The organism is Bernardetia sp., from assembly GCF_020630935.1.
Lineage (GTDB): Bacteria > Bacteroidota > Bacteroidia > Cytophagales > Bernardetiaceae > Bernardetia.
The window spans coordinates 87,232-107,984 of the sequence record NZ_JAHDIG010000001.1 but is presented as its reverse complement, the minus strand read 5'-3'; the positions used below and the strand labels follow the sequence as shown (position 1 = coordinate 107,984).

Here is a 20,753-nt window from a genome sequence, read left to right as displayed (position 1 = left end):
ATCGGCTATATATATCCTTTTATAAACCATCATAACTTAATGAATCTTTGTTTTTACATATTCATAACTATCTTCCAATACACAAGTAGTTGAATTATAATAGTAGGTTTTGAACCAAAATTATATTATCTAATTGTTTATTTGTCTGACAGAAATTAGCAACAAACACTAATTATATGGCAAAAGTTAAATATTATTACGATACTGAAACGTGTCGTTACGAAAAAGTAAAAGCCTCAAAAACAGATATTGCTTTTAATATTTTAGGACTCTTAGTAGTTTCATCAGTATTAGCTATCGGTTTTGCGACATTTTACACTAAAATGTTCCCTTCAAAGGAAGTGGTTCAGCTAAGAGAAGAAAAACAAGAACTCGTAACAAAATATCAAGTTCTGAATAAAGAAATTAGTCAAGCAACAGATATGTTGGAAATCCTCCAACAAAGAGATAATAAGCTCTACCGTTCGATGTTTGAAATAGAACCAATGCCAATGGAGATGAGAAAAGGAGGTACAGGTGGTTCTGAAAAGTATAAAAGTCTTTTAGACCAAGATTTGGCAAATGAAACACTCATTGTCAGTACACACGAAAAACTGGATAACATAAAAAGACAAATGTATATCCAAACAAAGGAATATGATAAGCTCATGAACCTTGCTCAAAGTAAGAATGACATGATTGCTTCTATCCCAGCTATTCAACCTCTTTCTGGAAAAGACCTCAATCGTTTTGCTTCTGGATTTGGAATGCGTACTCACCCTATTTATAAAGTGCGTAAAATGCATGCAGGTTGTGATTTGACAGCAAGAACAGGAACACCCGTACACGCAACAGGAGACGGCGTAGTAATAAAAGCAGATTGGTCTAGTGGATACGGAAGATTAGTAGAAATTGACCACGGCTATGGCTATGTTACAAGATATGCTCACCTTTCAGCCTTTGACTGTAAGAAAGGACAAAAAATTAAGCGTGGACAACTAATTGGAAAAGTAGGAAGTACAGGACTTTCAGTAGCTCCTCACTTACATTATGAAGTTCGTCATAACGGAACACCTGTCAATCCAATTAATTATTTCTTCAACGACCTTTCTCCAACAGAATATCAACAATTAGTTGAACTTTCTTCTCAAGAAGGACAATCGTTGGGAGGTGGTTCAGACGAAGAAGACCATAACCATGCTGCTCATTAAATATGACAAGATATTGACTAACAATAAAAAAGCACCATAATTTATTATGGTGCTTTTTTATTGCTCATAGTTTGTGTTTTTTTGAGAATCTATTAGCGTAATTTAAAACGCTTACTTTCCTTTACTTGTGTTACAGTATTTTTTATACGAGTAATATCTTCCATAGAAGCACCTGCTGTGAGAATATCCAAATCTGCACTAGAGACGATAACTTCTACATTTTCCAAACGCTGACGCAGTTCTTCATTTTCTTGCATTATCATATCTATTTTTCGTTGCTCTTCTTGGCTCAAACGGCGAGCTACCTCTAGTTTTTTTACCTTATAGTAATAATTTGTTACAATAGCAGTAGTAGCTATTCCAAATGTACTACCAAAGACAATTATCATTTCCATCATGGGTAGTTGAATTAAAGTTGATTTAGTGTTAGTCTAATGTACGAAAAAAAGTCAAATCAAGTTCTATGAAAAAAGTATTTCACTAAAAAAGCTATTTCTTTTCTTAAGAAATAGCTTTTTTGATAATCTTCGAAAATAGATGTTTTATTTCTTACTCCATTCTGCAATGCTTGTTTCTATACTTGCCTTACGAGCAGCATAAAAACCTCCTCCATTTTTAGCACCCATTTCTTGAGCTTTTTTTGCTAATTCAACAGCTTTCTTGTGGTTTCCTTTTTTTGCTTCTACTTGTGCCATTACCCACTGATTGAAAAAGTGGTCATCACGAATTTTTAGAGACATAGTTGCCCATTCGTGAGCTTTCTCAACATCTAAATCGTTTTGTACATAATACTCAGCAGCAGACGCATAATCATACCAAGCTCTGCCATAAATGCCCATTCCTGCTTTTATAGAAGCTACTGCATTTGCCTTTGTATCTGTTGTAACTTTGATAGGAAGTTGTAATTTTTCCCAGTGCATTATTAGATGAGCTTCCGAATCTGATTGTGGTTGAATGCTGAAAGACAAATATTCAAGCATTTCAGCTTTTTTAGGAGTAACTTCTACACGAATAACATCGTCGTCTTCCAAATAAGAAAAAACACCATTTCCTTTAGAATCTTTATTTAAAATAACTGTCCATTTGTTTTCAGTTGGAATAGTAATAAGTGTATAAGAACCAGCTTCTACTTTCTTTCCTTCTACCATAACATCAGTACTGAAAGTAACTTTTGTTGGAGAGTTTGCTCCAGTACGCCACATCTCACCATAAGGAAGAAGTTTTCCCCAAACCTCACGTTCACGAACAGCAGGAGCAGAGTAATCTACTGAAATTTTGGTAACACCAATTACTTGTGATACAGAAGCTGCTGGACTAGGCACAGGCATTTCTACTTGAGCGCATGACTGTTGAATAACTAATAAAAAAAGTGCAATAATAATAGGAACAATGACAAGTGTGTGTAAATGTTTCATATAAAAGAAGGGTATAATGAAAAATAATAAGTAGTTCTGAACTAGGCTCAAACTTATTCAAAATTTACGTAAAAAAAGGCGTTAAAGATGATAGAATAGTCTATTTCTCAAATGATTTAGTTTTTTTTAGGAAAAAGTTGTCTCTTGTCGTCAAACTCTTTTAATTTTGTGCCTTCAAAGGCAAATCAAGAACTTATAAAAATTATACAAAAAGGCATTATGGAATGGTTGGAAGCACTTATTTTGGGGATTTTACAAGGATTAACAGAGTTTTTACCTGTCAGTAGTAGTGGACATTTAGAGCTTGGAAAAGCTCTATTACAAATTAAACCTTCTGACGACCTTCTTTTTTCTATTATTTTACATGCTGCAACTGCACTCAGCACAGTGGTTGTTTTTAGAAAAGAAATTGGTTTTATTTTGAAAGGAATGCTCAAATTTAAGTGGAACGATGAATGGGAGTTTGCTTTAAAAGTTGTAATTTCTATGATTCCAGTGGGCATAGTTGGTATATTTTTTAAAAAATGGGTAGAATCTTTTTTTGAAGGAAATATTCCGTTTGTAGGTGGAATGTTACTCATTACAGGTGTTTTGTTGCTGATTACTCGTTTTAAGCAAGAAAATTTGCTTTCTACAAGTGGACAGAAAACCATCTTAGATGATGAACCTACTCCAAAAGAAGTCCAAAGTCAGACAGCAGCCTTGAATCAAAATATTTCATATTTACAAGCCTTTATTATCGGATTAGCGCAAGCCATAGCTGTTTTACCTGGTATTTCTCGTTCGGGAGCAACGATTGCGACAGCTCTTTTAATAGGTGTGCCTCGTGGGGAAGCTGCTCGTTTTTCATTCCTAATGGTTCTTGCTCCTATTTTTGGTGCAACACTTTTAGAAGTTAAAGACTTTTTAGAGCAAAGCTCGGTAGTTTCTTTAGATGTTTCCTTTCTATCTATTGGATTTATTACAGCCTTTATTGTGGGACTAATTGCTTGTTATTGGATGGTAGAGTTAGTAAAAAAACGCAAACTGATTTATTTTGCTATCTATTGCTTGGTGGTAGGTTTGATTGCACTTTTTGTGTAAACTAAATATTTAGCAAGCTCCATAATGCCATATTTTTCTATACTTTGTACCTATGATTTCTATAATCCAGTAAGTGCTATATTCTGGACACTCTTTATCAGAATATTCATTGATTAGAGCAAATGTTCTATTTCCTAACTTGAATATAGATTTCACAACAGAGTAATAATTATCAGAGCAAACGTTATAATCATATCCTTCTTGTGTTTGGAAATTGATATGTTCTGTTGGTTTCTGACTATTAGATAAAAGCAGTATCTCTAAACTGCTAAAAATACTTTCTTTTGATGTATTTACATTTTTTTGAAATCCATTGTTGAACCGAAATACTAGGTTTCCGTGAGGTATTTTTAGATTATTACCTATCCAAACTCTCTTTATTAAGTTACACCTTAGTTTACTTTCATAAAGTTCAGTAACCATTCCACTAATACTTTTTGGCAGTTCTAAGATTTTTGATGTTTTCTCATTTACTTGCCACATACTTAAGTGATTTTCTTTATCAATAGAACACAATGTATCACCAATTTGAACTTGATAAATATTTTTCTTTCCTATTTTATCCCACCAGTTTGTCCCACTCTGAGAAAAATTGTACACTAAAGCTGTTGAATCATAAAACACACCCTCTCCTACTAATATTTTATCATATCCAAGAGTTTTGAAATTAATTGCTAGGAGAAGCACAAATGAAAATATCAAAATATTTTTTTTCATAATTTCTATCTGAATTTTAAATACTATTTACTGCACCACTTCACGATATTCTCTGACAGCACGAAAAATAGCAGAAGCCAAAATAGCCTGTCCGTATTCGCTATTGAGATATACTTCTTCTCTTGGATTACTCATAAAACCTATCTCAACCAAAACAGCTGGCATTTTTGTGTTTTGCAGTACAAATAAATTATGTCCTCGGCTATTTGTCGTTTGAAGTTTCAGAACTTTTCTTTTGGCACGTTCTGAAAGCTGGCTCATCAGTTTTTTTGCAAATATTTTACTAAACTTTATATCATGATTATGAATATGGACTTGACAGCCGTGAATATTCTTATTGGGGTTGTGATTGGCGTGAATACTGACAAACAAGTCTGCACTAGCTTCATTGGCAATTTCAGTGCGTTTTTCCAAACTTACAAATGTATCGTCTTTTCTTGTATAAATGACTTTTACATTTTCCAATAGGTTCTCTAAATAGCCTCCTAGTTCTAAGGCAACTGGCAAAACAATATCTTTTTCTTGATTAAATTTTTTCAAATCGGAACACTCATTTCCCACATCATAACCTCCATGTCCTGCATCTACTACCACTACAAAAAGAGGTTTTTTGTTTACTTTTTTGACAGAAAAAAAGCTACTACTCACAACAAATAGAAATGATAGACAGATAAAAAAAATAGCCTTTTTCTTTTTGAGGTAATACTGATTCATTTTTCTTTTTTAGGAAAGGTAGTTGCAAAATAGTTTGAAAAGTAAACTAAAGTACAAATTTTTTGCTAATCTTTTTCTTTACCTAAATAACTCAAAATTTTGATGGTTTGCATAGCCTCTTTTACGTCGTGAACACGCAATATTTTTGCTCCGTTTTGTAGCGCAATCGTATTCAAAATAGTAGTTCCATTAAGTGCTTCCGAAACTGGAATATCAAGACGTTTGTAAATCATAGATTTTCTTGAAATTCCTACCAAAATAGGTAAATCTAAATTCTCAAATACAGAGAGGTTTTTAAGTAAAAAATAATTTTGCTCTATGGTCTTGGCAAATCCGAAGCCTAAATCAAGAATAATATCATTTACTCCTAAAGATTTTAATTTTATAATTCTTTCTTGAAAATAGGTCATTATGTCTGCAATGATATTCTCATAGTTTGTGAGTGTTTTCATCGTTTGAGGAGTCCCTCGCATGTGCATCAAAATATAAGGCACTTTCAATGTAGCTACTGTCTCAAACATTTTTTTATCCAAATTTCCTCCTGAAACATCATTTATTAGGTCTGCTCCTGCTTCTACAGCTGCTCTTGCTACTTCCGAACGAAATGTATCGATAGAAATAACCGATTTTGGAAATTCTTTTTTGATAGATTCAATAGTTGGAACAACTCTGTTTATCTCTTCTTCGATAGAAATAGTATCGGCATCTGGGCGAGTAGAGTAGCCTCCAATATCCAAAATTGTAGCTCCTTCTTCTAGCATTTGTGATGCTTTTTGCAAAACGTCTCTATCTGTAGTAGTTCGACTTCCTTCATAGAAAGAATCTGGGGTAGCATTTAAAATTCCCATTACAATCGGTTTATGTAAGGAAATAATTTGATTTTTTAGGCGAAGAGTGGGTAAAATTAGGAGTTGCAAAATTATTTGAAGATTGATGATGTGATACTATATTATAAAGTTGTTTAAGACCTAAAAGCGAGCAAAGCTAATATGATTTTACAATTCTTAATTTGCTTTTTCTCTATTTTGAAACAACTTCTATTTCTTGACATCTACTCTATTCAGAATAACTTAATAGTTTTTTATTTAATATGAACAAAACTTGAAATTGCTTTTACAAATTTTTGGAAACAGACCAAATCCAGTTTAATAAAACAAGTAATATTAAAAAAAGGGCAATGTTTTTTTTTATTACTTGACTTTCAATCCAACAAAATGTACGAAGCAAAGAGTTTTTCTTATATACTATGTCTATGATAATCCATAAAGGAGATATAATTAGCACAATCATTATCAATAATCCTAAAGGATTAGTATATAAAGATTCTATAAATTTTCCTTTAAGTAAGAAAAGAATAGCTCGTGTAGAACCACAAGAAGGACAGGGTAAGTGACTTATATTCTTTATTAGACAAGGCGTAAAGCTACTAATTTGTTGTTTTTGCAGACTAAATGTATAAAAAATCCAAAAGTATCCAATAGTACAAGAAGCAAGTAAAAAACTGTATAACTTGTATTTTGAGGTTGGCACTAATATATTATCTGTTGAAGTTTAGCTGTGTTTTTTTTCCTTGTTGCACTCATAATCAATAAAATGTCTATGAAAGCTCCAACTATAAAACCTCCACAAGTTAGTAATTTAAATGCTCCTAAAATTATATCCCCTATCATAAAACGGTCTATACCAAGCAAACCTCCTCCAAATAAAGCCACAACCAAGACTATCACAGGGTCTTGAAATTGAACACTTTGAACAATGCCCCACTGAGAATCGTCCATTTCCAACAGACGTTCCCGTATTTGAAAAATTTGGTCTTGAGCTAGGAATTTCTTATTTGCCGTAATAAACATATCAACTTTTTGTTCTTGCATCTATTAGCTATATTGGTTTTTATGAAAAATATCTGTTTTAACAGAACGTTTTATTATAACGAGATTATTTCTAATTTGGTTTTTAAAAGCTGATAGGAAAAAATTACAGATATTACTCAATACTTAACTCTTCACAAGCTCTTCTAGCTGCATCTTGTTGTGCATTCTTTTTTGTGTAGCCATTTCCAGTAGATATAGGATTTTCGTCTAATAAAACTTGCGCTACAAACTGACGATTGTTGTTGTCAGATTTGTCTTTTGAAATAGAAAACTGTACGTTCCTATTTTCTTTTTGCGCCCATTCTATGAGTTTGGATTTGTAGTTTTTATCTGTCTCAATAATGGTTTGCAAATCAAGATGAGTCAGTAAGATTCTGTTTACAATAAATTTTTGACAAAAATGAAAACCTTTGTCTAAATAAACAGCTCCAATAAATGCCTCAATCGCATCTCCATACAGTGATTTGTGAGAAAAAGCATTTCTACGTTTGGTATCTACTTCTACAAGCTCATCTAATCCTAATTTTTTGGAAAGCTCTCCTAATGATGCTCTACTGACTATCCTAGAGCGAATATCCGTCAAAAAACCTTCATTTTTATAAGGGTAACGCTTAAATAAAAAATGAGCAACAATACTTCCTAATACAGCATCTCCTAAATACTCTAAGCGTTCGTTACTTTCTTTGAAGCCATCTTTATTTTCCTTTGCAACAGAGGTATGTTGCATGGCAAGTTTGTAAATAGCAAGATTGGTAGGCGATGTTCCTATAATGCGTGTAATGGCATTATAGAGCCTTTTATCTGATTCATTAAGTGTAAATTTGCTAACTTTTGTAGCTATCTTACCAATCCAACTCATATTTCAATAGTAGAAACCTGTAAAACAAAGGGTAAAGGTGTCTTACAGGTTTATTATATCTTATTATTCATTTGTATAACGACGCATTATAATTGAGGCATTATGCCCTCCAAAGCCAAATGTATTACTCAAAACCACGTTGATTTCTCTTTTTTGAGCTTTGTTGAGGGTAAGATTTAGCTTTTGGTCTATTTCTTCGTCAGGTGTTTCGAAGTTGATAGTAGGAGGAACAACTTGTCTTTCTAGTGCCATTATACAAGCTAGTGCTTCTATTGCTCCTGCTGCTCCTAATAAGTGTCCTGTCATAGATTTAGTAGAACTAATATTCATATTGTAGGCATGGTCTCCAAAAACAGTTGTTATAGCCTTTAATTCTTGTGGGTCGCCAAGAGGTGTCGAAGTTCCATGAACATTTACGTAATCTATTTCTGAAGGGTCTATTTCAGCATCTGAAAGAGCATTTTTCATTACATTGGCTGCGCCTAATCCTTCTGGGTGGGGAGCTGTCATGTGGTGTGCATCTGCCGACATTCCACCACCAATAATTTCTCCATAAATTTTTGCTCCTCTAGCTTTTGCGTGTTCTAGTTCTTCCAAAACGAGTGAAACTCCACCCTCTCCCATTACAAAACCATCACGAGTCTTGTCAAATGGTCTTGAGGCTGTTTTTGGAGAATCATTTCTTTCAGAAAGAGCTTTCATAGCATTAAAACCACCTACACCAGCTTCTATGATGGCAGCTTCACTTCCTCCAGATACAATTACATCTGCTTTTCCTAAACGGATATAGTTGAAAGAATCTATTATAGCATTAGTAGAAGAAGCACAAGCAGAAACAGTTACAAAATTTGGTCCTCTCAAACCATATTTGATAGAAATATGTCCTGAAACAATATCTACAATCATTTTAGGAATAAAGAAAGGATTGAAGCGAGGAACGCCAGTGCCTTTACTATATCCTGTTACTTCTTCTTGGAAGGTATGTATTCCACCAATTCCAGACCCCCAAATTACACCAGCACGGTCAGCATCTACATTTTTTCCTACCTCTAAGCCAGAGTTCTCCATAGCTTGTGTAGCTGCTGCCATCCCAAACTGAGCAAACAAGTCTAAACGGCGAGCTTCTTTTCTATCCATGTATTTGGTAATGTCAAAGTCTTTGACCTCACAAGCAAATTTGGTTTTGAAGTGGGTAGTGTCGAAATGAGTAATCATATCGCAGCCACTTGTTCCAGCCTCTAGTGCGTCCCAAAATGTCTTGACATCGTTTCCTAGTGGTGTGATAGCTCCTAATCCTGTAATTACGACTCGTTTCAGTTGCATAATATATAGTTGGGGTAGAATGTGTGGTAAATATTAAACTTTTAAGACTTCCAAAAGCCTCATAAGTTTGGTATAAGATAATTAACTTCAAAGATAAGCATTTGTAAAAAAACAAACCTACCGAGTAAGGCAAATTTACTCAGTAGGTCTGCAAAATTTTAAAAGTCGGATAAAAAATATTTTTATTGACTCTAAAAAATCTTTTAAAAAAGCAGTTTCGGTATGTCTTTATTAGATTAAGAATCTCAGAGCATACCTAAAACAAGTAAATTGCTTATGCTTTTGCTGAATGCTCTTCCAAATATTTGATAGCCTGTCCAACAGTAGAGATATGCTCTGCTTGGTCATCTGGAATAGAAACATTAAATTCTTTTTCAAATTCCATGATAAGTTCTACTGTATCAAGAGAATCTGCTCCTAAATCGTTTGTGAAACTTGCCTCTGGAGTAACTTCTGAAGGCTCAACTGCTAACTTCTCAACGATAATGTTTTGTACACGTTCTGAAATATCTGCCATGATGTTTTTGTCTTATTTGGTTGTGTAATGAATAAACTGAATGCAAAGAAAAAGATTTATCTGAATAAAATCAAATTGTAGCAAAAACTTTAAGAGAAAGTTGAAGATTGTACCTACCTTATTCTTCTAATCTACTTCTCCTAGCTCAATTTCTCCTACTTTAAAACCTAATTTTTGTGTAGCTATTTTCTTGATTTTCAACTTCCATTCTTTCCATTCTGCATCTGTCATTCGTCCCTCAAATAAAAGTCCACTAGGTTCTACAGAAGCCCAAATGTGCTTTTGTTGTTCATCAGTATTAAACCAATAAGGAATACTATCATTTTCATCACTCTTGACAAAACCTACCCATCCTTCCATAGATTCATAAATTTTAGGAATAGTATTTTCCCAAACCCCATTTGGTAAATCGTATCGAATATTCAAAGTCATTGATTGTCGTTCCATAATTTTTGCTCTTGTTAAATATGATTCTATTTAATACTGAACTACTTTTTCATCTCTAACGTTCAAACTCAATGATTTGTAAATCTTAACTCATAATTTGTATGCACTATCTTTTCATAGACCAAAACTCTCAAATGATTTCGGCATGGAACAAATATTTTTCAGATGTAGAAAACATAACCATTCTCAAGGGTGACATCACAACCGTACACGTAGATGCGATTGTTAGTCCTGCTAATTCATTTGGTTTTATGGATGGAGGAGTAGATAATGCAATTTCGTTACGCTTAGGATGGAGTTTACAGTTTGAATTACAAAAGAAAATAAAAGAACTACCCGAAGGCGAACTCTTAGTTGGAAAATCGTTGATTTTGGAAACTGGAGATGAGTTTATTCCTTATCTTATTTCTAGCCCTACGATGCGTGTTCCGATGAGTTTTAATATTGCTACGTCTGTAAATGCCTATTTGGCAATGAAATCAACACTTATTGCAGCAAGAAATCATCCCAAGATAGAGTATGTTTCAATAACAGGTTTTTGTACAGGAGTGGGGAGAATGCCCTTTGAAATGGCAGCACATCAAATGTACCAAGCCTACAAAGAAATAGAATTAGGAAATAAAATGGATTTCAAAACCTTTGGAGATGCTCAAAAATATCAACTTGAAATAAATCCTAACACAATGATATTTGATTTTTAAATAGAAGGAGTAGATATTTTTATTAGTCGTTCTTTAGACTTACAATCTTCATATCAGATTTAGGATTGTAAATCCAACTTTAATATACTGTATTTTAGAAATTCCTATTCTAATGCTGACTTTCTAAATAAAAAGCTGTAATTTTGCGCCATTGATTTTTAATCACAAAAAATATTTCTCATATAAAACCGAAAAAACAACATTATTATGGCAACTAATCGCACTTTCACAATGATTAAGCCTGACGCTTTTGGCGCAAACAACACAGGCAATATTTTGGCAATGATTGAAGAGGCTGGCTTCCGTTTGGTAGCTGCAAAAGTTACTCGTCTTTCAAAAGAGCGTGCAGGACAGTTTTATGCTGTACACAAAGAGCGTCCTTTCTACAATGACCTTTGTGAGTACATGTCTTCTGGAAATATCTTGGCTGCTATCTTAGAAAAAGATAATGCTGTTGCAGATTTCCGTACTCTTATTGGAGCTACTAACCCAAAAGAAGCAGCAGAAGGAACAGTTCGTGCAAAATATGGTGAGTCTATCGAAGCAAATGCTGTTCACGGTTCAGACTCTGACGAGAATGCACAAATTGAAGGAAACTTCTTTTTCTCTAACTTAGAGCAATTTTAATCAAAGTTCATTTTGATTTCATTAAAAAAACCATTTCAAATACCAATGTTTGAAATGGTTTTTTGTTAGATTTATTTTTTTAAATATAGTTCTTGTTCAAACCTATATTTATTTCCATCTTCAGTATATTCATTTATAGAAAGAACACGTATTTCTTTATCAGTAAGATGTTTTATATATAAAGTATCTACAAAAGGATTTCCTTTTGTACCTATAAGCAACTTTGTATCATTATCTGTCAGTTTCCAAGTTCCATCCTCTGCTAAATCAGGCAGACTAGAGGTTGGAAAAAAATCATCATAAATTCCATTAGATTTATATTCTCTTGTTGCTTCTATAAAATTTACTGTTTGAGTTTCCACGAAATTATTATTTTTATATTGGGTAGAAGTAATAGTTATATATTTCCATTTTCCAATAAGTTTATCTCTATTAGAGAGTTCATCTTCTTTTTTACAAGAGCTTAAAAATAAAGAGAAGGTAAATAAAACAAGCAATAAAAAAGATAATTGTCTCATATTTTACAAGATAAATTTAAGTGTGATAATAAAGTTTTGAGGTAAGACGCAATGTGTTTTATATCTGTTGCAAATAGAAGTTTGAAACCATTAAATAGCCCATTTTATTTTGTAATTTTGGCTTTCATTAAAAACAGTATTCAACACAATCTTTATTTCTTTTAATTTATGCTCTATTTAGATAACTATTCTTTTGCAGACAAAACGGCTTTGGTTCGTGTAGATTTTAATGTTCCTTTAAAGGAAAATAATGGCAGTTTTGAAATAACGGACGATACACGTTTGAAGGCAGCTTTACCAACACTTAAAAAAATTCTTAGTGATGGAGGAAAAATCGTTTTGATGTCGCACTTAGGCAGACCAAAGAATGAAGGAGAATATGAGCAAGAAGGCAAAGGAGAAAATAAATTTTCTCTTAGACATATTGTAGGCTATTTAAAAGAACATCTCAATACAGAAGTAAAATTTGTAGAAGATGCTGGCAGCAATGAGGCAGTAGAAGCATCTAAAGAGCTAGAAAAAGGAGAAGTTCTTTTACTAGAGAATGTGCGTTTTTACAAGGCAGAAACTAAAACAAACCAAGAAAATCACACAGATTTTGCTAAAAAACTAGCTCGTTTGGGAGATGTATATGTGAATGATGCTTTCGGAACAGCACATAGAAAACACGCCTCTACGGCAACAGTAGCCGATTTTTTTGATAAAGAAAATCGTGTTTGTGGTTATGTAATGCAAAAAGAGTTGGAGAATGCTCAAAAAGTATTAGGAAACCCAGAGCGTCCGTTTGTTGCTATTATGGGAGGAGCAAAAATTTCTGATAAAATAATGGTTATTGAAAAACTATTAGACAAAGTAGATTCTCTCATTATTGGAGGAGGAATGGCTTATACTTTCTTCAAGGCAGAAGGAGGAAATATTGGAAGCTCTTTGGTAGAGGAAGATAAACTCAGCCTTGCTAGTGAACTGTTGAAAAAGGCAGAAGCAAAAAATGTCAAAATTCATTTGCCTAAAGATTCTATTGCAGCAGATAAATTTGATAACAATGCCACGACAAAAGAAGTAAATAACAAAGAAATTCCAGATGGTTTTATGGGCTTGGATATTGGAAAAGAAGCTCAAGAAGAATTTTCCAATGTCTTGAAAAATGCCAAAACCATTATGTGGAACGGACCAATGGGAGTTTTTGAGATGTCAAATTTTGCTAAAGGAACTCAAAAAATTGGAGAAGTGGTAGTGGAAGCTACTCAAAATGGAGCATATTCTCTCATTGGTGGTGGAGACTCGGCAGCAGCCATCAACCAAATGAATGCAGGAGATAAAGTATCTTATGTTTCAACAGGTGGTGGTGCATTATTAGAATATTTGGAAGGAAAAGAGCTTCCGGGAGTAGTAGCTTTGGAGAAATAGAACTTTCTTTTTTTTATAAAACCCTAGTATTTATCTCTATCCTAAGAAAATACTAGGGTTTTTCTATTTGTTAATTTTTCGTTTGACTTGAGTTTTCATTATATTTAGATAAACCATTATCACACACACAAAATACAATACAGCTATGATGACAATGCAACAATGGCTTGATAAATACGGAGAAAGCCATCAGAATAAGACAAATAAAATTATTCATTGGATTTGCGTTCCTACTATTTTCTTTAGCGTTTTAGGATTGCTTTGGAGTATCCCACATGGGTTTTTGACTAATTTATTCCCTTTTATGGGCAATTTTGCCAATTTCGCTACCATTTTTTGTATTGCCTGTTCTATTTTTTATTTACGGCTCTCCTTTCCTATTTTTTTAGGAATGATTACAATAGCTATTGTTTATCTTAGCATTTGCCATTGGATTGATACAAATCTTTCTGTACCACTTTGGGCTATTGCTACAACTATTTTTGTGGTAGCTTGGATAGGACAATTTATCGGACATAAAATTGAAGGAGAAAAGCCTTCTTTTATAGATGATTTGAAATTCCTTTTGATTGGCCCTGCGTGGTTGCTATCTTTCGTGTACAGCAGTTTAGGAGTGAAATATTAATTATAGAACTGAAAGTCAGCGAAGCTAATTACGAATTTTATTTTTTCATAAACACAAAATTTGAAAAATATTTTAGAGCAACACCTTCAAAATCAGATAAATAAGCGTAAAGAAGAAAATAATTTGCGTTTTTTAGCCTCATCAAACCCAAATAACATTGATTTTTTTTCAAATGATTATTTGGGTTTGGCTCGTAATGAAGAATTACAACAGCAAATTTTAGAGGAGTATAAAATACAAGCTCATCGCTTCAATACTTGTCGTATTGGCTCAACAGGTTCTCGTCTTTTATCTGGACACAATGAATACTTTGAGGAATTAGAAGCAGAACTAGCTCATTTTTTTAAGGCTGAAAAGGCTCTTTTCTTTGGTTCTGGTTATCATGCAAATGTTGCACTTTTATCTTCTATCTTGACACGAAATGATATTATTTTGTATGACAGTTTGGTTCACGCATCCTTAAAAGAAGGATACAGACTCAGTCCAGCCAAACATTTTTCATTCAAGCACAATGATGTAGGAGATTTAGAAAAGAAAATTATCAGAGTAAAAAATAGTAATGAACATCAGAATATTTTGGTAGTTGTGGAATCTATTTATTCAATGGATGGAGATATTGCTCCTCTTCAAAAATTAGTCGAAGTTTGTGAAAAATACGATGCAAATTTAGTAGTTGATGAAGCTCATAGCACAGGCATTTTTGGAGAAAATGGAAATGGACTTGTAACAGAGTTAGGCTTAGAAAAACAAATTTTTGCACGAATACATACGTTTGGAAAAGCATTTGGAGTGCAAGGAGCAGCTATTTTAGGAAGTGAAACTCTTATAAATTATCTTATCAATTTTTCTTTACCCTTTATTTACACTACTGCGCCACCACTTTTTCAATTAGTTTCAGTAAAAAAGGCAATGGGTTTTCTAAAAATTCATCAAAAGGAATTAGTTGAAAAACTAAATGAAAATATAAAATTATTTGTATTTCAAAGTGAAAGTGGTTCAATAACGCCAATTCAGATTATTCCCATAGCAGGAAATGAAAACTGTCAAAAGGCAGCTCTACAATTACAAAAAGAAGGGTTTGAAGTGCGTGCTATAAAATCGCCAACAGTTAGGAAAGGAGACGAACGCCTACGGATTTGTTTACATAGTTTTAATACAGAAAGTGAGATTTTGAGCTTTTTGGAGACTTTAAATCAAGCTGAAAAAAAACTCCTCCAAAATTCAAAAGAACTTTAGAGGAGTTGATTTTTATATAATTGAAGTTAGATTATTTCTTATCAGAATCTACTTCTTCGTAATCTACGTCTGTTACGTCTTCTGCATTGGCGCTAGATGGCTCTTGAGAAGCGTCAGTTTGCTGACCTGCTGCTCCACCCATTGGGTCTTGAGGATTTCCTCCAGCATTTGCATACATTTCTTGAGAGGCTGCACTCCAAGCTCCTTCCAACGTTTCTAAAGCAGTTTTAATTTTAGCTACATCTTTCTCTGCGTGAGAAGTACGTAGGTCTTTCAATGCTGCTTCGATAGCTGTTTTGTTTGCTTCAGAGAGCTTATCGCCATACTCTTTAAGTTGTTTCTCCGTTTGGAAAACCATTGCATCAGCTTTATTTATAGTATCGATGTTTTCTTTTGCTTCTTGGTCAGCAGCAGCATTTGCCTCTGCTTCTTGACGCATCTTTTCGATTTCTGCATCTGTAAGACCAGAAGAAGCCTCAATACGGATTTTTTGCTCTTTTCCAGAAGCCATATCTTTCGCAGATACGTTTAAGATACCGTTTGCATCAATATCAAAAGTAACTTCTACTTGTGGAATACCACGAGGTGCTGGTGGAATACCATCTAGGTGGAAACGACCAATCGTTTTGTTGTCTTTCGCCATTGCACGCTCTCCTTGCAATACATGGATTTCTACAGACGGCTGATTGTCTGCTGCTGTAGAGAACACTTGTGATTTGCGAGTAGGAATAGTAGTGTTAGACTCAATAAGTTTTGTCATTACGCCACCCATTGTCTCAATTCCTAGAGAAAGAGGAGTTACGTCTAAAAGAAGAACGTCTTTTACTTCTCCTGTCAAAACACCACCTTGAATAGCTGCACCAGTTGCAACAACTTCATCAGGGTTTACGCCTTTAGATGGCTTTTTACCAAAGAATTTCTCTACTTCTTCTTGAATCTTAGGAATGCGAGTAGAACCACCTACCAAGATTACATCATCAATTTCAGAAGCCGAAATACCAGCATCTTTCAATGCTTCTTTACAAGGCTCTAATGTTCTTTTTACTAAATCATCTGTAAGTTGCTCAAATTTAGCTCTTGAAAGTGTTGTAACCAAGTGTTTTGGTACACCATCAATCGGCATGATATAAGGCAAGTTGATTTCTGTTTGAGTAGAACTAGAAAGCTCAATCTTTGCTCTTTCTGCTGCTTCTTTCAAACGTTGCAATGCCATTGGGTCTTTACGCAAATCTACGTTGTAATCGCTTTGGAATTGGTCTGCTAACCATCCAATGATTACTTGGTCAAAGTCATCACCTCCGAGGTGAGTGTCTCCGTTAGTTGATTTTACTTCAAAAACGCCGTCTCCTAATTCAAGGATAGAAATATCAAATGTACCACCACCCAAGTCAAAGACAGCAACTTTCATATCTTTGTCTTTCTTGTCTAAGCCGTAAGCTAGTGCTGCTGCTGTTGGTTCGTTGATAATACGACGAACTTTCAAACCTGCAATCTCTCCTGCTTCTTTTGTTGCCTGACGCTGTGCATCGTTGAAGTAAGCAGGAACTGTAATTACTGCTTCTGAAACCGTCGTGCCTAAATAATCTTCTGCTGTTGCCTTCATTTTTTGAAGAATCATCGCTGAAATTTCTTGTGGTGTGTACTCACGGTCGTCTATCTTTACACGAGGTGTGTTGTTTGCTCCTTTTACCACTTTGTAGGCTACATACTTCATTTCTTTTTCTGTCTCACTGAAGCTATCTCCCATAAAACGCTTGATAGAAGCAATCGTTTTTTCTGGGTTTGTAATAGCTTGACGTTTTGCAGGGTCACCTACTTTACGCTCACCATTATCTAAGAATGCTACGATTGAAGGAGTAGTACGCTTTCCTTCGCTATTTGTGATTACTACTGGCTCGTTGCCTTCCATTACAGCGACACACGAGTTGGTTGTTCCTAAGTCAATACCAATAATTTTTCCCATATCTATTGTTTTGTTAAGTCTGTATTTTGATGTATAAATACAATCAAAATCAATTTCTAATTAGTGATTTAAGTATATATTTGAAAAATGGAGTGATTTTCCTATTTAATTGAAACACAAGTTTTTAGAAAGAGTTTAGAAGAATTTTATAAAATCTGCTTCAAAGATGCTTTCTTTTTTTTGTGTTTGACAGATATTTTACAATAGATATACCAACCTCAAAAACTTGGGATTTTAGAAAAAATAATGACAAAACGGCAGACTAGATAGAAAAACTCAAAATTATATTTCTAAAAATCAGACAGTTAGGCTATTTGTGAGTTTGTATAATGACAGAGTTTTAATCTCATATAGATTTTATTCGTATAGTATAATAGTTCACATTGATTGAGCAAGATTTTTCTTGATAACTGAATGCTCGTATATTGTGTAGATAAAAAACTAAATGAAATTAGAATGGAAATTCATAAAACTACCAAAAAAATAAAGACAGAAAAAAAAACTACTAGAGATAAAAAAAGCAAGTTAAAAAAGCAAAGTAGAACAAGAAATACTTTAAGTGTGCTTTGGCTTAGTGTTTTAATAATCTATTTAATCTGCCTACTTTTTATACCTAAAGAAATAGCTTATCCAGCTAATCGAAATGATTTGGCTTTACTACTGCCTGTAGTTACTATTACTTTTTGGCTGGTATTTGGAACAACAAAATCATTTGGATCAACGAATGGAGAAGCTTTAGGTTATGCTATTTTTTCAATAGGTATTTCTTTGATGTTACCTGCTATTCTTCATGATTACCGAGAAGAAAAAGAGTTATCATTATATGGAAAAGTGGATAAATGTATTGTTATCGCTAGGAAAACAGAAGTAGAAGATAAAAACGCATGGCTAATAAAGTGTAGCTACGCTGCAAATGGAGAAGAGTTTGTTACTTATTTTCACAATGAAAAAAACAAAAAATATAAAGTTGGAGACACACTTGAAATCACTTATAGTAAGGATTTTCCAAATATGTATAGAATAAATTTTGAATAACGCTTTTTATTTTAATGTACTTTTTCTCACTCTCATCACATTTTCGTACTTTGCTATACTATTTTCAAATCAAATTAAATCTAGAATGGAAACAAATTTAAAATCCAATAAAGAAAGACCGACTGTAAAGGGTTCGGAGGCTTTTCCTAATTATACGCTTCCCTGCAAAGTTTTTGAAGGCATAGATGTAAAGAATCTTAGTGATGAAGAGTTTAATGAAATTAGAAAGGCTGTTCCAGAAAATGGAGTTATTCTCATCAAAGACCAACATCTCACTTTAGATGAGCTAGTCGCTTGGACAAAACGTTTTGGTGAGCCTGTAGAGCTTCCAGACGGACTTCGTTTTAATAACTTCCACAAAGAATATCCAGAAGTTACACGTATTTCGAATATTTTACCTAATGGAGAGCTTTTACAAAACTATTCAGGGGCAGAATATTGGCACAGCGATGGCGATTTTTGGCAAGCTCCAAAAAATTATGTCTTTAGCTGTTTGTATGCTGAAAAAGTGCCACCACAGGGAGGAGAAACAGGTTTTGCTGATATACGACTTGCTTACGACGGACTTAGCCAAGAGCTAAAAGACAAGATAAAAGACCTTCGTGTGTGGGTGTCTCCGAAAAATATTCCAGATTTTGAAGGCGCAAAAGAATCTGAACTTCCACCAGATGCGTATCACAATATTGCTTATCTGCATCCAGAAACAAAGAAAACAGGAGTTTATTTTGGCTGTACGGCTTCTGACATAGAAGGAATGAGTAGAGAAGAAGGACAAAAACTTTTGAAAGAATTAATGGCAGAAGTGGAACAAGGACAGTATGTGTATGCTCACAAGTGGAGTCCGAACGACCTTTTGATGTGGGACAACACTTCTACAATGCACCGTAGTTTGGGAGGTTATGGAAACTACCCAAGGCTGATGTATCGCACACAGGCGTATGCTAAATAAGAAGTAGGTCAAAAGGCTTGCCTTTAGCAAAAATTTAGAAAGGTAGATTTCAGAATATAAAATTCTTAAAATCTACCTTTTATTTTTTGTACTTAGTTCTATAAATCTGCAACTAAAAAATCTAAATTAGTTTCTAATAATGACTTTCTACAATTTCTTGTAATGGACTATCTTTTTTAATTAAGTCTTTGACTTTTGAATAAGGAATAAAAATTTCAAAAGCTCCCATAGAGTGTGCTGCAATTTCTTCTTCATTGAAACGGAATGTAATCCCTCCCTTGCTAAGCGCATAGTTTTTATTTAATGTAAATGTATTGCCTTTAAAATTGATACCTTCTTTAGAAAAATCTTTGATGTCTTTGAAGCCATAATTGCTACGAAAAATCTCTTCTGCGACTTTTGTGAGTTTAGGCATAAAATCTTTTTCAAAAAGTTCTTCTAACTTAACAATTTCACCTGTGCCCAAATCAAAGTTTACAAAATTTATTCTCTCACTGGCATGTGCACCTCCTTCAAAAACGCTTTCTACAAATTCTAAAACTATGATATTGTGGTTGTTATAATCTAAAATAATTTGATGATGATTGTCCCACATTGGTAAAGGCATTCCGTCTTTTTGTGCTTGTTCGCTTGCTTTTTTGTAACGGCTTACAAAGTCATCTAAAAATTCGCTGTGGTCGCCAAACTGCTTTTTATCACTCTTTGGATGTTCGTAATTCAAAATATGGCTATTGATATATTCGTTAATCTTTTCTGCTGTAGCTTTATGTTTTTCTTCTCCCATTACCACATAAACCAAATCTACAGTAGCTGTGCCACTATAACTTCTGCCCTCATGAACTACCCAAAAGCTAGATGATTTTTCTGGATAATTTTCTTTTACAGTAAAGGTATTGTATTCTTCGCCGTCGAAGGAATGCCAAGTTCCAGCAATTTCTGTTGGAGACATAAACTTTCCATCAAAAAAGCCAACAATATTGGCTTCGCCCTCTTCCGTAATTCCTTCAATTTCTTCTAATGAGATACGCCCTGTTTCAGAAATTGTTCCTCTAATAGTTCCTTTTTCTTCTTTATCTAAAAAATAGAAGTGTCCTTCTAAGGTAGAGCCAAAGCGCATCAAGTCAAATTCTATGCGCTGTTCTCCAAGGTTGCCATCTAGTTTTTTATAAAAATACTTGGCAATCTTTACAGGTGTTTTTTCCTCTTTCTTTACATTTTGAGAATTGCTCTGCCCAAAACTTACAAGAGGAAAAGCACATAATAAGGCAATGAGTAAAAGATAAGTAGTTTTGTTTAACTGCATCATGAAGTGGTTTTTAAGTATAAAATGATAATTAGTAATAATTTGGATAAAATAAGTATTGGATTTCTATGTACAAATATAGAAAAATTAACAATCTACTGACCAAAAACGGTTTTGGAATGTTATAAACTAATAACGCTACTGTTTTTCAGTACATTGTAATTGTTTTATATCTAAAGGAAATTATTTTTAAAGACTTATTTGTTTAATTATTTATACTAATTCTAAATAAGTAGCAAAACCAACAAATGAT

The 20,753-nt window shown here is 33.7% G+C and carries 23 protein-coding genes; 9 read left to right on the top strand and 14 right to left on the bottom strand.

Translation table 11 applies throughout. The features are described from left to right. The first annotated feature begins 176 nt into the window (after positions 1 to 176). The gene (locus tag QZ659_RS00530) at positions 177 to 1,190 is read left to right on the top strand and encodes a M23 family metallopeptidase (protein WP_291720234.1); all 1,014 of its coding nucleotides are present in this window, start codon (positions 177 to 179) and stop codon (positions 1,188 to 1,190) included. Between the two features lie 92 nt (positions 1,191 to 1,282). Here the strand turns inward: QZ659_RS00530 and QZ659_RS00525 are convergent, their stop codons facing one another. Then, entirely contained in the window at positions 1,283 to 1,579 is a 297-nt protein-coding gene (locus QZ659_RS00525; protein WP_291720232.1) for a hypothetical protein, read from the bottom strand. Between the two features lie 153 nt (positions 1,580 to 1,732). Continuing rightward, positions 1,733 to 2,605 carry a DUF2911 domain-containing protein gene (locus QZ659_RS00520; protein WP_291720228.1) on the bottom strand — a complete coding sequence of 291 codons (873 nt, stop codon included), beginning with the start codon at positions 2,603 to 2,605 and terminating at the stop codon, positions 1,733 to 1,735. 219 nt (positions 2,606 to 2,824) lie between these two features. On the opposite strand from QZ659_RS00520, the gene QZ659_RS00515 reads away from it, so the two are divergent. Next, positions 2,825 to 3,688 carry an undecaprenyl-diphosphate phosphatase gene (locus QZ659_RS00515; protein WP_291720361.1) on the top strand — a complete coding sequence of 288 codons (864 nt, stop codon included), beginning with the start codon at positions 2,825 to 2,827 and terminating at the stop codon, positions 3,686 to 3,688. Between the two features lie 9 nt (positions 3,689 to 3,697). Here the strand turns inward: QZ659_RS00515 and QZ659_RS00510 are convergent, their stop codons facing one another. The 9 genes from QZ659_RS00510 to QZ659_RS00470 form a co-directional block, all read right to left on the bottom strand. Further along, positions 3,698 to 4,405 carry a hypothetical protein gene (locus QZ659_RS00510; protein ID WP_291720225.1) on the bottom strand — a complete coding sequence of 236 codons (708 nt, stop codon included), beginning with the start codon at positions 4,403 to 4,405 and terminating at the stop codon, positions 3,698 to 3,700. Between the two features lie 27 nt (positions 4,406 to 4,432). After that, positions 4,433 to 5,119 (bottom strand): N-acetylmuramoyl-L-alanine amidase family protein, encoded by a 687-nt coding sequence (locus QZ659_RS00505; RefSeq protein WP_291720221.1) that lies wholly within the window; start codon positions 5,117 to 5,119, stop codon positions 4,433 to 4,435. Between the two features lie 65 nt (positions 5,120 to 5,184). Next, on the bottom strand, positions 5,185 to 5,967 hold the full coding sequence (folP, locus tag QZ659_RS00500) for a dihydropteroate synthase (RefSeq protein ID WP_291720337.1): 783 nt from the start codon (positions 5,965 to 5,967) through the stop codon (positions 5,185 to 5,187). A gap of 265 nt (positions 5,968 to 6,232) precedes the next feature. After that, positions 6,233 to 6,649 carry a DUF2752 domain-containing protein gene (locus QZ659_RS20510; protein WP_366935836.1) on the bottom strand — a complete coding sequence of 139 codons (417 nt, stop codon included), beginning with the start codon at positions 6,647 to 6,649 and terminating at the stop codon, positions 6,233 to 6,235. Then, positions 6,649 to 6,990: a TM2 domain-containing protein gene (locus QZ659_RS00490; RefSeq protein ID WP_291720215.1), complete on the bottom strand. Its 342-nt coding sequence runs from the start codon at positions 6,988 to 6,990 to the stop codon at positions 6,649 to 6,651. Before QZ659_RS00490 ends, QZ659_RS20510 begins: the two co-directional genes overlap by 1 nt. 112 nt (positions 6,991 to 7,102) lie before the next feature. After that, entirely contained in the window at positions 7,103 to 7,849 is a 747-nt protein-coding gene (rnc, locus tag QZ659_RS00485) for a ribonuclease III (RefSeq protein ID WP_291720214.1), read from the bottom strand. A 63-nt stretch (positions 7,850 to 7,912) separates the two neighbouring features. After that, positions 7,913 to 9,172, bottom strand: a complete 1,260-nt coding sequence (fabF, locus tag QZ659_RS00480; RefSeq protein WP_291720213.1) for a beta-ketoacyl-ACP synthase II — start codon at positions 9,170 to 9,172, stop codon at positions 7,913 to 7,915. A 274-nt stretch (positions 9,173 to 9,446) separates the two neighbouring features. After that, the gene (locus QZ659_RS00475; RefSeq protein WP_291720212.1) at positions 9,447 to 9,689 is read right to left on the bottom strand and encodes an acyl carrier protein; all 243 of its coding nucleotides are present in this window, start codon (positions 9,687 to 9,689) and stop codon (positions 9,447 to 9,449) included. Between the two features lie 126 nt (positions 9,690 to 9,815). After that, positions 9,816 to 10,136 (bottom strand): hypothetical protein, encoded by a 321-nt coding sequence (locus QZ659_RS00470; RefSeq protein WP_291720211.1) that lies wholly within the window; start codon positions 10,134 to 10,136, stop codon positions 9,816 to 9,818. Positions 10,137 to 10,237: 101 nt separating this feature from the next. On the opposite strand from QZ659_RS00470, the gene QZ659_RS00465 reads away from it, so the two are divergent. Next, entirely contained in the window at positions 10,238 to 10,837 is a 600-nt protein-coding gene (locus QZ659_RS00465; RefSeq protein WP_291720205.1) for a macro domain-containing protein, read from the top strand. A 207-nt stretch (positions 10,838 to 11,044) separates the two neighbouring features. Then, positions 11,045 to 11,464: a nucleoside-diphosphate kinase gene (locus tag QZ659_RS00460; RefSeq protein ID WP_291720204.1), complete on the top strand. Its 420-nt coding sequence runs from the start codon at positions 11,045 to 11,047 to the stop codon at positions 11,462 to 11,464. Between the two features lie 71 nt (positions 11,465 to 11,535). Here the strand turns inward: QZ659_RS00460 and QZ659_RS00455 are convergent, their stop codons facing one another. Next, positions 11,536 to 11,982 carry a hypothetical protein gene (locus QZ659_RS00455; protein WP_291720203.1) on the bottom strand — a complete coding sequence of 149 codons (447 nt, stop codon included), beginning with the start codon at positions 11,980 to 11,982 and terminating at the stop codon, positions 11,536 to 11,538. Positions 11,983 to 12,150: 168 nt separating this feature from the next. Here QZ659_RS00455 and QZ659_RS00450 point away from each other — a divergent pair, with 168 nt between their 5' ends. The 3 genes from QZ659_RS00450 (at position 12,151) to QZ659_RS00440 (ending at position 15,250) form a co-directional block, all read left to right on the top strand. Next, the gene (locus tag QZ659_RS00450; RefSeq protein WP_291720201.1) at positions 12,151 to 13,389 is read left to right on the top strand and encodes a phosphoglycerate kinase; all 1,239 of its coding nucleotides are present in this window, start codon (positions 12,151 to 12,153) and stop codon (positions 13,387 to 13,389) included. A 154-nt stretch (positions 13,390 to 13,543) separates the two neighbouring features. Next, positions 13,544 to 14,014: a DUF962 domain-containing protein gene (locus QZ659_RS00445; protein WP_366935835.1), complete on the top strand. Its 471-nt coding sequence runs from the start codon at positions 13,544 to 13,546 to the stop codon at positions 14,012 to 14,014. A gap of 60 nt (positions 14,015 to 14,074) precedes the next feature. Further along, a complete protein-coding gene (locus QZ659_RS00440; protein WP_291720199.1) occupies positions 14,075 to 15,250 on the top strand; it encodes an aminotransferase class I/II-fold pyridoxal phosphate-dependent enzyme in 1,176 nt (391 codons plus the stop codon). Positions 15,251 to 15,281: 31 nt separating this feature from the next. On the opposite strand, the gene dnaK is transcribed toward QZ659_RS00440, so the two are convergent. Beyond that, the gene (dnaK, locus tag QZ659_RS00435; RefSeq protein ID WP_291720194.1) at positions 15,282 to 17,213 is read right to left on the bottom strand and encodes a molecular chaperone DnaK; all 1,932 of its coding nucleotides are present in this window, start codon (positions 17,211 to 17,213) and stop codon (positions 15,282 to 15,284) included. A 456-nt stretch (positions 17,214 to 17,669) separates the two neighbouring features. Between dnaK and QZ659_RS00430 the strand changes: the two genes are divergently transcribed. Continuing rightward, positions 17,670 to 18,248 (top strand): hypothetical protein, encoded by a 579-nt coding sequence (locus QZ659_RS00430; RefSeq protein WP_291720193.1) that lies wholly within the window; start codon positions 17,670 to 17,672, stop codon positions 18,246 to 18,248. A gap of 85 nt (positions 18,249 to 18,333) precedes the next feature. Next, positions 18,334 to 19,197, top strand: coding sequence for a TauD/TfdA dioxygenase family protein (locus QZ659_RS00425; protein ID WP_291720181.1), 864 nt, complete (start codon positions 18,334 to 18,336; stop codon positions 19,195 to 19,197). Positions 19,198 to 19,330: 133 nt separating this feature from the next. Here the strand turns inward: QZ659_RS00425 and QZ659_RS00420 are convergent, their stop codons facing one another. Continuing rightward, entirely contained in the window at positions 19,331 to 20,503 is a 1,173-nt protein-coding gene (locus QZ659_RS00420; RefSeq protein WP_291720180.1) for an RsiV family protein, read from the bottom strand. Between the last annotated feature and the right edge of the window lie 250 nt (positions 20,504 to 20,753).

Coding starts and splice junctions, on each gene's coding strand:
- QZ659_RS00515 (WP_291720361.1), top strand. CDS start 2,825: ATGGAATGGTTGGAAGCACTTATTTTGGGGATTTTACAAGGATTAACA.
- QZ659_RS00470 (WP_291720211.1), bottom strand. CDS start 10,136: ATGGAACGACAATCAATGACTTTGAATATTCGATACGATTTACCAAAT.
- QZ659_RS00455 (WP_291720203.1), bottom strand. CDS start 11,982: ATGAGACAATTATCTTTTTTATTGCTTGTTTTATTTACCTTCTCTTTA.
- QZ659_RS00425 (WP_291720181.1), top strand. CDS start 18,334: ATGGAAACAAATTTAAAATCCAATAAAGAAAGACCGACTGTAAAGGGT.
- QZ659_RS00460 (WP_291720204.1), top strand. CDS start 11,045: ATGGCAACTAATCGCACTTTCACAATGATTAAGCCTGACGCTTTTGGC.
- QZ659_RS00430 (WP_291720193.1), top strand. CDS start 17,670: ATGGAAATTCATAAAACTACCAAAAAAATAAAGACAGAAAAAAAAACT.
- QZ659_RS00465 (WP_291720205.1), top strand. CDS start 10,238: ATGCACTATCTTTTCATAGACCAAAACTCTCAAATGATTTCGGCATGG.
- fabF (WP_291720213.1), bottom strand. CDS start 9,172: ATGCAACTGAAACGAGTCGTAATTACAGGATTAGGAGCTATCACACCA.
- rnc (WP_291720214.1), bottom strand. CDS start 7,849: ATGAGTTGGATTGGTAAGATAGCTACAAAAGTTAGCAAATTTACACTT.
- folP (WP_291720337.1), bottom strand. CDS start 5,967: ATGGGAATTTTAAATGCTACCCCAGATTCTTTCTATGAAGGAAGTCGA.
- QZ659_RS00490 (WP_291720215.1), bottom strand. CDS start 6,990: ATGCAAGAACAAAAAGTTGATATGTTTATTACGGCAAATAAGAAATTC.
- QZ659_RS00475 (WP_291720212.1), bottom strand. CDS start 9,689: ATGGCAGATATTTCAGAACGTGTACAAAACATTATCGTTGAGAAGTTA.
- QZ659_RS00505 (WP_291720221.1), bottom strand. CDS start 5,119: ATGAATCAGTATTACCTCAAAAAGAAAAAGGCTATTTTTTTTATCTGT.
- QZ659_RS00520 (WP_291720228.1), bottom strand. CDS start 2,605: ATGAAACATTTACACACACTTGTCATTGTTCCTATTATTATTGCACTT.
- dnaK (WP_291720194.1), bottom strand. CDS start 17,213: ATGGGAAAAATTATTGGTATTGACTTAGGAACAACCAACTCGTGTGTC.
- QZ659_RS00525 (WP_291720232.1), bottom strand. CDS start 1,579: ATGATAATTGTCTTTGGTAGTACATTTGGAATAGCTACTACTGCTATT.
- QZ659_RS00420 (WP_291720180.1), bottom strand. CDS start 20,503: ATGATGCAGTTAAACAAAACTACTTATCTTTTACTCATTGCCTTATTA.
- QZ659_RS00450 (WP_291720201.1), top strand. CDS start 12,151: ATGCTCTATTTAGATAACTATTCTTTTGCAGACAAAACGGCTTTGGTT.
- QZ659_RS00445 (WP_366935835.1), top strand. CDS start 13,544: ATGCAACAATGGCTTGATAAATACGGAGAAAGCCATCAGAATAAGACA.
- QZ659_RS00510 (WP_291720225.1), bottom strand. CDS start 4,405: ATGAAAAAAAATATTTTGATATTTTCATTTGTGCTTCTCCTAGCAATT.
- QZ659_RS00530 (WP_291720234.1), top strand. CDS start 177: ATGGCAAAAGTTAAATATTATTACGATACTGAAACGTGTCGTTACGAA.